This window comes from Meridianimarinicoccus aquatilis (genome assembly GCF_004358675.1).
GTDB lineage: Bacteria > Pseudomonadota > Alphaproteobacteria > Rhodobacterales > Rhodobacteraceae > Meridianimarinicoccus > Meridianimarinicoccus aquatilis.
Window position 1 is genome coordinate 1 of sequence record NZ_SMZO01000080.1, and the last position, 12375, is coordinate 12375.

Here is a 12375-nt window from a genome sequence, read left to right on the forward strand (position 1 = left end):
CCGTGGCGTGGTCCGGCGATGGCACCCGCTGCGCAGTCACGGCACCGCGTGGCGGGCGCGCCGTGATCTGGACCGGCACACAAAGCGACATACTACACAGACCTGACCTGTGCGGCGTCGCCCCAACGGCAACCGGCCTTGCCTTCACCGATGGTACGGGCGCCGTGCTTACAGATAGCGGTGCGGCCAAACACACCGTCGCATGGGACAATCACTTGGTCCCTGTCACGCCCTGATCCGCCTCAAAGGGCACGCTCCAGCACCCCCAGCAAAGCAGCGGCGGACAACGGCACTGGGTTCGCCTTCATAGATGACGATCCACCCGCCGCCTCGGCAATGGCGGGTAAATCTTCGCGCGCAAGCCCCATCGCCCCCAAACGGGGCAACCCATGTGTTGCCGACCAACGCGCCAACGTCGCGGGTGCATCCTGTGCCGTACCGCCAAGCACAGCGGCAATCCAGCCGCGCACATCGGCAAGCCGGGCCGCCGCGTGCGGCCCCGCTTCCGCAGCATTCGCCTCTAGCACATAGGGCAGCAGAACGCCGCACACCGCGCCATGCGGCGCCGGAGACATCCCACCAATCGGCCCAGCCAGCCCATGAACAGCCCCTAACCCGGCATTGGCCAAGGCCAGACCGCCGCACAGACTGACCCAAGCCAGATCGTCGCGGGCCTGCGTCACCTCCGCTTCCATCAATTTTGCCAACGCCGCCAGACCCAGCGGAATTGCGTCGCGGCACAGGGCATCGGTCAGACGGTTCGACTTGGTGCAAATGTATGGCTCGATTACTTGCGTCACAGCATCGAGCCCGCTGGCAAGGGTCACACTGCGCGGCGCACCATCGGTCAACGCGGGATCAACTATCGCCAGATCCGGCAACATCCGGTCATCCCGCAGCGACACCTTGCGCCGCGCCTCAGGCACATTGATGACCGCGTTCTTTGTCACTTCGGCCCCGGTGCCTGCTGTCGTCGGCAACGCCACAAAGGGAAGCGGCGCATGATCCAACGGCAGCCCCTGCCCGACCACCTCCAGGTGATCCAGCATTGGCCGCGTGGCTGGCACAAGCGCGGCAACCGCTTTGCCCAAATCAATGGGCGCGCCCCCGCCAAGTGAAACAACGACCTCGGCACCGGCAGCCCGCGCCGCCGCAACACCGGCCTCGACACCCGCAATGTCCGGCTCATTCGGGCAGGCAAACGTGGTTACGCGGCAACCGGCTGCGATCAGCGCGTCTTTCAGCCAATCCGCTCGCGCCGCCGTTGCCCCATGCACAAGAAATGCAGCCCGCCCAATGGCGGCAATTGCATCCGCCGCGCCTGCGGCAGCGCCTCGCCCGAATTGTATCTTTCCAGCAGTCTGAAAGGTCAGTCCCATCTGTGGTGATGTCATAGTCTCTCGCAGCCCCCTGCCCGACCTCAGCCGGACTTCACCAAATTTATCCGGCACGTGCCAAACGTGCGTTCTACAGCGGCCGTAACCGGCCCAGCCAGATGAGTCGCCACATAGTCCAACACAAACCCATTTGGAGCGCGGATCTCGACAACACCGTCCGCAAGCGAGCCCAGCGTCAAACGATGGTACCAGTTGGCAAATGCCTCTGGCTGTTGATCTGCCAGTTCCCGCATCACGATTTGCCAACGCGGGTCATCGCCGCCAACCGGCTCTGGCAAGCGCACTGCCTGGGTAAAATCGACCTTGAGTACCTTGCTGTCCGCTGCTGCGGGCTTGGTTAGTGTCTTTTCAACGCGATCCGCAAAATCGCGGCCCACTGCGCCCCACACCGGACGGGACAAGGATTCAAGAACATCAAGGTTCAACCGATAACTCGCGACCCGGCCCCGAACTCCTGCGCGCTTTACATCCAACAGTCCCATGGCAAGCAACCGTTTCACTTCGCGCTTCGCCGTCCGTTCATTGACACCCCATAGCCGCGCCATCTCAGCCTGGCCAATGCTCAACTCGTTGCGCTGCCAGTTGTACCGGGCGGTGATCAGCGAGATCAACCTTAACGCAGAAACCTGCTGCGTGGTCGACCCGTGCAATCCTGCAATGGCCACCGCTGTCAGAATGTCATACTTGTGGACCCCGGAACCGGGGCCAGTCACGCGACCGGGTTGCATGATTGCTCTTTTCTCTGCCTCTGCGGATCGGGCTTAAGCTCGATTCTCGTTAGGTATAAAAAAGCATCAAATCCCGTTTTCTGTCAATTGAAAACGAAAACCGGGATTTCCTATGTCAAATCTCAATTCATCAAAGAAATTAGGTTTAGTAGGTGTAGGGTGACACCGTATGTCACTGTATTAACGCCCGATTGTCACCCTATTTAGCTATAAGGTGTCGTGCGTGCCACCCTATTTCGATTGGAACGCTCGCATCATCCTGCGCCCGACCACGTAAAATCCCGTTCTTTGTCAAACAACGAGAAAAAATTCTTGTTTTGCCATATTTCTCAAATCCCGTTATTCAATTTCCTACAAGCAATAACACGAGGCCCCAACAATGCGGGATCATACAGACTTACAGGCAATGAATGAACGCAGCCTCGCACAGCAATCAGCAGTGCGGCGCGCAACCTTTTCCCCGGGCGAGATCAAAACACTTCGTCCGTTCTCGATTTGGGAAATCAGCAGCTTCATGTTCGATGTTCCGGCTGACACGTTGCGAAAGAAGCTCGCTGACGATCCGTCCCTGCCCCAAGGCAAGACCCAAGATGATGGCCGCCAGCGGTGGTTCACTTTGGACGAAATTAACGAACTGCGTCGCCGAGTCCGTTTTCGTGGCAAGTCGCTTTTGCCTGAACGCCCAAAGGGCCGGGCAATGCGTGTGGCGGTGTCGAACTTCAAAGGCGGTGTCGGCAAGACGGTCGTGGCGCAGCACCTTGCGAATGCGGCGGCCTTGGATGGGTATCGCGTTCTGTGCATTGATTTCGACCCACAAGCAACGTTGACCCACTCCATGGGACTTACAGAAGTAAAGGAATGGCACACGGTCTGGGGCATTATGTGTCGGGATCTGTGCCGGGAAGCAGACCGGATCGCAGCGGGATATGATGACCCCGACGATTGCCCCTACCCTTCTTCTGATGAGTTGCCGCAAGACGTTCAATCCATTGGCGCGCAGCGATTTCAGGATTTCATTCAAAAGACTTGCTGGCCGACCATTGATATCATCCCCTCATGCGCCAATGCCGCGTTCGTCGAATTTGCCAGCGCACAATACCGGTCGCTTCACAAGGCATGGTCATTTTTCGGCTGTGTTGCGCGTTACCTCGACGAATTGCCGGACGATCAATACGATCTCATCGTTTTCGATTGCCCCCCTGCGATCGGGTATCAGTCCCTCAACGCGGCCTTTGCGGCGGACATTCTCTATATTCCGTCCGGGCCGGGCTATTGGGAATATGACAGCACGACCAGCTATCTTGGACAGCTTGGGGATGCGATGGCGGATATCTCCGAAGGTTTCTCGGCATTGGCAGAGGATGCCGGGATCACACTGCCAAAACGCTTCCGCGATATCCGGTTGTTGATGACACGGTTTGAACCGAACAATCCGCTTCACATGGCGATGATGGGCGCGTTCCGAAATGTGTTCGGCGCAGATGTGTGTCAGAACCCGATAGAGATGACACGCGCCGTAGAGCAATCTGGGCGGTTTCAGATGTCGGTCTATGAACAAGACTATCGGCAAATGACTCGCGATACGTGGAAACGCGCGCGGCAGAGCTTTGACCGGGCGTATCAGGAGTTTCACGACACGCTGATCGGGTCATGGCGCGAGCATGGTGAGCAAGATCAGCGGAAAGGAGCGTGACATGAGCCGCGGGAAAAACAAGTTCGGCTTCGATCCAATCGAGCCGCCCAAGGACTCTGCCAAACGGGAACGCAACGTTGGCCCAATGGGAGCGGCGGTGCGCGAAGCGGCTGCCAGTTTGCAAGAAACGACAGAGGCCAAGATCGAACAGCGGCGGCGCAACGCCGAAGATGCAAAGGCTTGGCGCAGCGCAGAGGCTCAGGGGCGCGTTCTGGTGCGGCTGTTGTTGAGCGAGGTCGAGACGACCGATCTTCCCCGTGATCGTCTTGACTTGGCTGCCGTGGCGAATTCGGACGAGATGGAGGAATTGAAAGCGTCCATTCGGATGCGGGGTCAGAAAGAGCCGATCGAAGTCTATCGAGATGCGCAAGGTCGGTATCAGTTGAAGAAGGGCTGGCGCCGTTTGACGGCTTTGAGTCAATTGTTCACCGAAACCGAAGATGAAGCTTTCATGCGGGTTGTGGCCCGCGTTGAGGTCGCGTCAGAAGATCAGCCTGACCGTGTTGCGCGGTATATCGACATGGTGGAAGAGAATGTTGTTCGCGAGGATCTTACCTTTGCAGAAATGGCGCAGGTCGCCATTGAAGCTGCTCGGGATCCGCAGGTCGAAGGCGATGATGCAGAGGCGATGGTTGGCCGACTTTATGCGTCGCTGCATAAAATGAAGCGGTCCTATATCCGCAGCTTTGTGTTTCTTTTGACCGAGCTGGATGGTGCGATGAAATGGCCGAAGGATGTGTCTCGCAACTTGGGTGTCGACCTTGCGCGGATCCTGAAAGCCCAACCGGATCGAACGGGTATTTTGCGCCGCTCTTTATCGGCGTGCGCTGCGCCGGAGGATCAGGCCGAGGCACTGACCTTCTTTGTTCAGGCATCACAGAAAGCGAAGGTCGCGGCGAAACCAAGCCCGAAAGAGCGCAAAGAGAAGTACGAATTTCATGTTGGCCAAACAAAGGTGACAGCGCGAAGCGGTGAGTGCCGGATCGTCAGTCAACGGGATTTTACCGACGTGCCACGCGACAGGTTGGAACGGGCAATCAGGGCGTTTGAAGCAGCTCTTGAGCCAACCGGTAACCCACGGGTTACCAGCCTTTAAGCGGGCAGGGCGTAACCCACGGGTTACTGATAAGCGGCGTTGCTCTTGGATGGGGCGAAGCCGCTTTCTTTTCTGAAGCGCAGAGAGGGCGGCACGGCGTTGCGGTAGCTCAAGGGTGGTGTGAATGCGCATGTGGTGCGCAAAAAATCTAAGTAATGCGCATAAAAAAGACATACCTCAGATATAAAGCCATTAAAAGTCATGTTGCCAATGCGCGGGTATAGATCAAAATGGCACTTTTCCCCACGGAATCAACGTGTTGTCAGTGGGGCTCGCGCTGCACGGTAAAGGCTGAAAAACAGGTCTGGGTCATGGCTGTCTTGAAGACAAAAACCGGACAAAGAGCGTCGTCAGATTTTCGCGCCGGGATTTGTCGGGCCAGATTGCATAGATGCCCAAGGGTTGAAGCGACCACTCTGGCATGATCTGAACCAGCTCGCCGCGATCGTAACCGCGCTTTGCCAGATGGTCGGGAATGGCAGACACACCAAGACCCCGCACCGCGAATTCATATAGAGCGGCTGCAGAATTTACGGTGACCCGGTACTTACCACTGACTGACGCAGCCGTGCCGTCACGGGAAATGAAATCTGCTTTGTCGGCGCGCATGATGAACCTGATCCAATCCCAGTCTTTCAGGTCATGGGGGTGATCAGGGGCAGGGCGGGCAGCAACATAGTCGGGGCTTGCCACCAGATGCCGGTCCGTGCGCCCGATCTTGCGGGACCGAAGGTCGCTGTCCTGTGGCCAGCCGGCGCGGATCGCAAGATCGAAACCATCCTTGATGATGTCGTGCTGCTGATCTGTAAAATGCAGATCAAGGGACACGTTCGGATAAGCTTTGGCAAACTCCGCAAAGTCATCCATGAGGTCGGTCTGGGTGACGAAGGCCGGGGCTGAAATTCGCAGAAGCCCGGCAGGTTGGGTTGACAGTGGGTTGATCGCATCCAGCCCGATTTCAGCCGCCGCCAGCATGGCGCGGGCCTGTTCATGCAGGATCCGACCTTCTTGTGTCAGTGACAGGTGCCGCGTCGACCGATAAAGCAGAGTGACCCCGATTTCTTTTTCAAGGTCAGACACGCTTTGGCTAACGCGCGACGGTGCCAGCCCCAAATGCCGTGCAGCCGCCCTGAAGCTGCCTTGATCCACCACGGAGGAGAAGATCGCGATGCGGCGCAATTTGTCGATCATTGTTCGCCTAATCGGGACAGTCTGTTCGAGAATTGATTACTTTTTCGGAACGACGTTCGTCAATAGTATTCTCGTCAGACGCATCGCTTGGGTGCGTGTACCGGCCCAGTTGAGCGAGTGATCGTGGCCGCAGCGAACGCGTGGCGGCAGATGGGCTTCCGCCCGAGTTTAGCGAACAGACAAAGAGGGACTGATATGGGACGGGGTTTGGAAAATGTGCGCGGTATATACCTAGAGGGCATCGCCGGCGGGGATGCGCGCACAGCCGTCGAAAAGTACACAGGCCATCGGTACACCCAGCATTCCACAGGTGTTGGCGATGGGGCAGAGGGGTTTCTAGCCTTCTTTGAGCCATTCTTGGCCCGCAATCCGCTTCGCGAGATTGAGATCGTTCGCAGCTTTGAAGACGGCCCTTGGGTGTTTTGTAGTGCGTACCAGTCGTTGAACGATGGCGCAGCGCAGTGGGTCACCATGGACATGTTCTTTACGGATGCGAACGGTTTGATCCTTGAGCATTGGGATACCATCGCTGCCTACCAGCCCGACACGCGGTCTGGCGAGGATATGGTGGGTGGCTGTGCGGTTGTCGATGTGAGCGCGGATACCGAGGCCAACAAGACAATCGTTCGTGAATTTACCAAGCAGGTGCGCCAAGGCGGGGCTGTGGACCGGATCGGCGATTTTGTTGCTGAAGGGCTTGTTCAACATGCGCCGACCATTCCGGCGGGTCGCGATGGGTTGGCGCAATGGACCCGGTCAGTTGAGGCTGGCGAGTATGAAATGCTGTTTCATCTGATGGGGCAGGGGGACTTTGTCGTGACATACGGAAAGCGTCACGCACAGGGCAAGGATATCGCGGTGTTCGATCTGTACCGCGTGGCGGATGAGAAGATCGTCGAGCATTGGATGACCGAAGAAGAGATTGGCCCGCGTGAGAGTTGGGGCAACTCGGGCAAGTTCTGATCGGCATGTGAGTGACGGGCAGGGGGCTGATGCGGCGACCATGTTCCGAGCACTTACAACTGGAGTTCAACGCCCAGGAGTTCCGTAAACCCAACAACCAAATTCGTCCACAAAGTCGCGCCTGGCTCTTTGGTTGTGGTCACAGGCGCCGAGGGGTTGTCATAGTGCCACTGCAAAGCTCCATCGGCGGATTTCGTAAGGCGATAGGTGTATTTGGCGATGTCGTTTTGAAGGCGAGTCCCGATTTCCCCGGCCAAGGGTGGGCTTTTGATGAAAACACCGAACTCGGTATTTTGCTTGATGGAACGCGGGTCTAGGTTGAGCGACCCGACGAAAACATCCTGCCCGTCGATCACGGCCAGTTTCGTGTGCATCACCAAATCAGTTTTGTCCCCCGGTGGTACCAGCGCCAGCGCTTGAAGTGCGTCCGAGCGGACCTCATACAACTCAACCCCTGCGTCCAGTAAGCTTGGTCGGTGACGCCGATATCCGGCATGGACATAAGCGTGGTTCGTGGACCCCAACGAATTGGTCACAATCCGCACCTTTACACCGCGAGCAGCCAAATCGGAAAAGAGCCGGGCGCCGTAGTCTTCTGGAACGAAATAGGGTGTCAGCAGCAGAACTTCGTCATTGGCGTTCTTCATGCGCCCGAGCAAGGTTTCCGCGAGTTTACGTTCGCCGTCTCTGACCGGAACTTTCAGCTTCGCGGGAGCGTCCGTAATGACACTGGCGTATCCATGATAGACGGGCTCTTTACCGGCGATGAGCCGCTCAAAATATGGATCTTTGACGGCCTTTTCGTACGTCGCATTGCCTTGGATCATTCGCGCATTCATGTCGGCGCGCGCTTGGATCAACTGCTTTTGTGTTGGCGCTTTTCGCAACCGTTCGATGGGGATGGACCAACCGTCATTCCAATATGTATCGAAGGCGTCGGATATTGAGGCGACGACCGGACCGGTCACGAGCATGTCCAAGTCCGCAAATTCAGAAGTCGTGCCAATTTGAAAATACTCGTCTGCGATGTTGCGCCCGCCAATAACTGCAAACGCCCCGTCAGCAGTGAACAACTTGTTATGCATGCGGCGATTGATGCGAGAGAAATCTGTCAGAAAACTGGCAAACTTGGGTCCTGGCCGCGTCGCTGGATTGAAGATGCGTATATCGATATTCGGATGAGAATTAATCAGGCCGAGGCCCTTGTCACTCGCCGTAGTAAAAACGTCGTCAAGCAACAGTCGCACCCGCACGCCCCGATCGGCGGCCCGCAACAAGGCTTGCCCGATCAACGCCGCTGCAAGATCGGATTTCATAAGAAAGTACTGCAGGTCCACCGTGTCTTCGGCCGCCTCAATCAAGCGGAGCCGCGCACCCAGCGCTTCGTTTCCATCATTAAGCACTGCGAATGAAGACTGCGCCGTTGATTTGTTTTGGCTCGCGGCGCTGATGGCGATGTTTAGTTTCGCGGATTCAGCTGACTCTCTGGCGGTCGTTATGGGCTTTGGCTGGTCTAGGGGAACCTGAGCGCAGCCAAACATCGCGACACAAAGCGTCAGGCCGACAATCATGCGCCAAGCTTTAGACGCGGTGGCAGGTAACGGCTTTGTTGATCTCATTCAAAGGCCCTTTTTTTGGGGACATTCGCATTAAATGAGGTGTGCTGCCAAGTTTCGTCTTTCTTGGGTTCGCGATTCTGGAAATGGCCAGATTCGGGAACATTTCCCAGCCTTACCAGAAAGGTTGGCGCGCCGACTTCACCACTGATTGGATCCTTGATGGCGATGTAGGCGTCGGCACCTGCGCAAATTTCGGATAGAGCCTCTCGTTCGGCTTTGCTTTGCGCATCCTACGCTGTGGAATATTCAGATTACTTAGCTGTTTAGCCCCATTGTGTGGTGGTCTACTGATCTGTGACCGTCAAATGGATGCACGATGGCACAACTTCTTCATGGGATCGCCAAGACCACGCACGCCGTTCGAATACATCTGCAAAATCCCGACAGCAGAACCAGAAGGGTTCAATGTCGAAGCAACCCATGACACGCTGAGACTAAACACCTAGCCAATGACCGCGACGCAAGCCGACAGGAGATATGTGACGCTTGTTGTCTGACCATGTGGTAATTCCCGCATTTTTGAAGGGGTGCGGCCGTAGTACTTATGCGGCTATTTTCAGGTTCATAGCGGGTGTTATGCCGCCGATGCCCATGCTGGGGCGGTCGTTGTGGTAAGTTTAAAACCATCGTTTTCCTGACATCCAGCTTGATCAAAAGCTGTAGTCCCCTGAAGCAAGGTTAAACACGTCCCGGCATTGCCAAGTACAACGCCCCGAAGCACGCTCTGTCCTGAGTTGCGGCGCTCTCTGCCGTGCCGAGGGAGGGCTCTATCGCAAGAATTTTTGCGGTCGGTTGGCATTTATTGCCCATGGCAGACCGGGCTTTTGTGTTTGAAAACGAGCGACGATTCGTGACGATGGGGTTCAAGCCGTGGGAATACTGCTTCTGCGCGAAGGTTCTTGAAACGGGTCACGCAGCCTGTGTCGGGGGCAAGGCGTTTCACTCTGTGGCCGAAACGGAAGCTGGGGTCGTAACGGTCAATACGATCTGCGAAGATCTATAGGAGTGGCCCGGAATTTCTGCTTTCAAGCACCTTGCTGTTCTGGCAGCGTATCTGTGTTCAGCGAAAACCATTGTTGGCCGGGCTGAAACTTTGCGACAGAAGCTGTTGCATCAACCCGGACGAGCAGCGCCACCTCAAGAAGGTTACGGAAACAGTATGAGCAAGCACGCCTTCCGGGGAGCCGAAGTGTTTGACGGCTCCGACCTGCATATCGGCAAGGCACTGCTGTTTGATGGGTCTGTCATCGCGGGTCTATGCGGTGAAACCGACGTGCCGCCGGGCTTTGACGTGACCGAGCTCGATGGCGGGACTATTCTTCCGGGCTTCATTGATTTGCAGGTCAATGGTGGCGGCGGGGTGATGTTCAACGATGAGACAACCCTTGACGGTCTTGTCGTCATTGCCGAGGCTCACGCCACAACGGGCACACGCGCCTTGCTGCCCACGCTGATAACTGACACCCCAGACCGAACTCGCGCCGCCGTAGAGGCCGTGGAACAGGCAATTGCGAAACGTGTCCCCGGCGTTATCGGCATCCATCTAGAGGGCCCGCACCTGTCGATCGTGCGTAAGGGCGCCCATGACCCCGCGCTCATCCGGAAAATGGGGCCGGAAGACGAGGATTTTCTTTTGGACGCCGCGCAGCGATTGCCGAATGTCATGGTGACGGTGGCGCCGGAAAATGTAACGCTTCCGCAGATAAAGCGGCTCGCGCAGGCGGGTGTCATCGTGTCTTTGGGACATACCGATTGCAGTATGGTCGATGCAAAAGCCGCATTCGAAGCTGGCGCAAGCTGTGTCACGCATCTGTTCAACGCCATGAGCCAGATGGGCAACAGGGAACCGGGATTGGTCGGGGCAGCCCTGCGCACCGGCGGCGTATCTGCCGGGTTGATCGCCGATAACATACATGTACACGCAACCAGTATGGCTGTAGCGCTCGCCGCCAAGGCCCGTCCGGGCGAAGTCTTTCTTGTGACCGACGCAATGTCCACTGTCGGTTCGAACATCCATGAATTTCATTTAAACGGACGCAGGGTAATACGCCGTGACGGGCGGCTGACCTTGCAGGATGGCACGCTTGCCGGGGCGGATCTCGAATTTGGCCGTGCTCTCGGTGTTCTTGTGGATCAGGTCGGCGTGACCAAACAAGACGCCCTCAGAATGGTCACTCGCGCCCCGGCATATGTATTGAACGAAGACTTCGGTCATGGTCGCCTTGTGACGGGCTCTGTGGCGCACGCCATCTGGATGGACAGTGCCTTTGGCAACATACGCGGCATCTAGCCCGCCATGAGCCTGGACCTTAGGATCGAACTGCCGAAGGTAACGACGCTTGAAATTCATGATTAGCTCAAGGCACCGCTCGGTTTGCACATCGGGGCAAGCCTTTGCCGTACTCCGGTAACTTGACCATCTGATGGTCTTGTGTCGGAATCCTATCAAGATGGTGCACGTTGAACCGATGGACCGATAAAGACGCTGCACAGATCGCGCCTGATGCGAAGGAAACGACGCTCGTGCGCACCATCCGCAGTCGTGGTTGGCCCGAGGGTCGAGTCATCAGGCGGACCACTTGGCAGTTGACGGCTTTAAAATCTCTTGTGTCTGCGCAACCTTGCCAATGCCTTACGCCAAAGCGGTTCGAAATATATTCCTTTGGCGACCTGAGAGATACAGTTGCTAAGATCAGCTTGGCTTAACACGCCACTTGGTAAGAACTTGCGTTTGGAACTAGGTAAAAAGTGTCACTCGTTAAAGACTGGGAAACCACACTTGGGGTATGGGGACTCGGTAATCTGGGGAACTCGTCAACTTGGCTTTTGGTCACTCGGAAACAACGCACACACTCGGGTAACTCAGTACGCAGCCTTGTCGGTCAGCAGCGCGAGCGGCGTCACGATCAGGATCTTCAGGTCCAGCGCCAGCGACCAATCACGGATGTAATCCAGGTCGAGCGAAGCGCGGCGGGCCATTTTGTTCAGGGTTTCGGTTTCGCCGCGGGCGTTGTTCACCTGGGCCCAACCGGTCATGCCGGGCTTCACGGCGTAGCGGGCCATGTAGTTGGTGATCTGCGGCGCATAGAATTCGTCATGTGCAACAGCGTGGGGGCGCGGGCCAACCAGGGACATGTGGCCAAGCAGAACGTTCAGCAGCTGCGGCAGCTCGTCGATGGATGTTTTGCGCAGGAAGGCGCCAACCCGTGTGATGCGTGCGTCGCCGCGGCGGGCCTGGGCCAGGCCTGCACCCACTGTCATCGAGCGGAACTTGAAGATGCGGAAGACTTTGCCGTTCAGGCCGGTGCGGTCTTGCAGGAACAGAACCGGGCCGCGGCTTTCAAGGCGGATCGCGATGGCGACGATGACGAGCACTGGCAGCAGCAGCAAAATGGCGACCAGAGCGATGGTGCGGTCCATTGCGTCTTTTGCAATGACCTGAAGGTTGGTCGACGCGGCGGCGAATGTTTGAGCTGTGTTTGTCATGTCGGCATCTCCAGATCGGCGTGTCAATTTATCTGCCACCAAATTGCCTGAAGCGGGTCTGGAACGCATCTGAGCGTAGGGTTAGGGAAAGCGAGATAAAGGTTAGGACGCGCCATTAACGATCTTCTATTGCGCCGAACGAAGCTCGAAAGGGAGGCCGAAATTGCGTTTCGAATACGGCACTACGCCTTTAGGATAGGGG

Annotated in this window: 11 protein-coding genes; 6 read left to right on the plus strand and 5 right to left on the minus strand. The window is 57.0% G+C overall.

The features are described 5' to 3' along the window. Positions 1–236, plus strand: a 236-nt coding sequence (locus E2L05_RS19000; RefSeq protein WP_133344462.1) for a DUF1513 domain-containing protein, incomplete at its 5' end; no start/stop codon positions are given. Positions 237–242: 6 nt separating this feature from the next. On the opposite strand, the gene E2L05_RS19005 is transcribed toward E2L05_RS19000, so the two are convergent. Beyond that, the gene (locus E2L05_RS19005) at positions 243–1394 is read right to left on the minus strand and encodes an iron-containing alcohol dehydrogenase (protein ID WP_208016283.1); all 1152 of its coding nucleotides are present in this window, start codon (positions 1392–1394) and stop codon (positions 243–245) included. Positions 1395–1420: 26 nt separating this feature from the next. Then, positions 1421–2125 carry a DnaA N-terminal domain-containing protein gene (locus tag E2L05_RS19010; RefSeq protein ID WP_133344464.1) on the minus strand — a complete coding sequence of 235 codons (705 nt, stop codon included), beginning with the start codon at positions 2123–2125 and terminating at the stop codon, positions 1421–1423. 379 nt (positions 2126–2504) lie between these two features. Here E2L05_RS19010 and E2L05_RS19015 point away from each other — a divergent pair, with 379 nt between their 5' ends. Then, complete coding sequence (locus E2L05_RS19015; RefSeq protein ID WP_133344466.1) at positions 2505–3818, plus strand: AAA family ATPase; 1314 nt, start codon at positions 2505–2507, stop codon at positions 3816–3818. Position 3819: 1 nt separating this feature from the next. Continuing rightward, a complete protein-coding gene (locus tag E2L05_RS19020) occupies positions 3820–4914 on the plus strand; it encodes a ParB N-terminal domain-containing protein (RefSeq protein ID WP_133344468.1) in 1095 nt (364 codons plus the stop codon). Between the two features lie 309 nt (positions 4915–5223). Here the strand turns inward: E2L05_RS19020 and E2L05_RS19025 are convergent, their stop codons facing one another. Further along, the gene (locus E2L05_RS19025) at positions 5224–6105 is read right to left on the minus strand and encodes a LysR family transcriptional regulator (protein ID WP_133344470.1); all 882 of its coding nucleotides are present in this window, start codon (positions 6103–6105) and stop codon (positions 5224–5226) included. Between the two features lie 195 nt (positions 6106–6300). Between E2L05_RS19025 and E2L05_RS19030 the strand changes: the two genes are divergently transcribed. Then, positions 6301–7068 (plus strand): nuclear transport factor 2 family protein, encoded by a 768-nt coding sequence (locus E2L05_RS19030; protein ID WP_165971815.1) that lies wholly within the window; start codon positions 6301–6303, stop codon positions 7066–7068. Positions 7069–7121: 53 nt separating this feature from the next. Here the strand turns inward: E2L05_RS19030 and E2L05_RS19035 are convergent, their stop codons facing one another. Continuing rightward, on the minus strand, positions 7122–8687 hold the full coding sequence (locus E2L05_RS19035; RefSeq protein WP_133344474.1) for a phospholipase D-like domain-containing protein: 1566 nt from the start codon (positions 8685–8687) through the stop codon (positions 7122–7124). Positions 8688–9495: 808 nt separating this feature from the next. Between E2L05_RS19035 and E2L05_RS19040 the strand changes: the two genes are divergently transcribed. Together E2L05_RS19040 and nagA are read left to right on the plus strand one after the other, a co-directional pair. Continuing rightward, on the plus strand, positions 9496–9690 hold the full coding sequence (locus E2L05_RS19040) for a hypothetical protein (protein ID WP_133344476.1): 195 nt from the start codon (positions 9496–9498) through the stop codon (positions 9688–9690). 156 nt (positions 9691–9846) lie between these two features. Further along, complete coding sequence (gene nagA, locus E2L05_RS19045) at positions 9847–10977, plus strand: N-acetylglucosamine-6-phosphate deacetylase (RefSeq protein WP_133344478.1); 1131 nt, start codon at positions 9847–9849, stop codon at positions 10975–10977. Positions 10978–11549: 572 nt separating this feature from the next. On the opposite strand, the gene E2L05_RS19050 is transcribed toward nagA, so the two are convergent. Next, the gene (locus E2L05_RS19050; RefSeq protein WP_165971676.1) at positions 11550–12173 is read right to left on the minus strand and encodes an exopolysaccharide biosynthesis polyprenyl glycosylphosphotransferase; all 624 of its coding nucleotides are present in this window, start codon (positions 12171–12173) and stop codon (positions 11550–11552) included. Positions 12174–12375 lie beyond the last annotated feature (202 nt).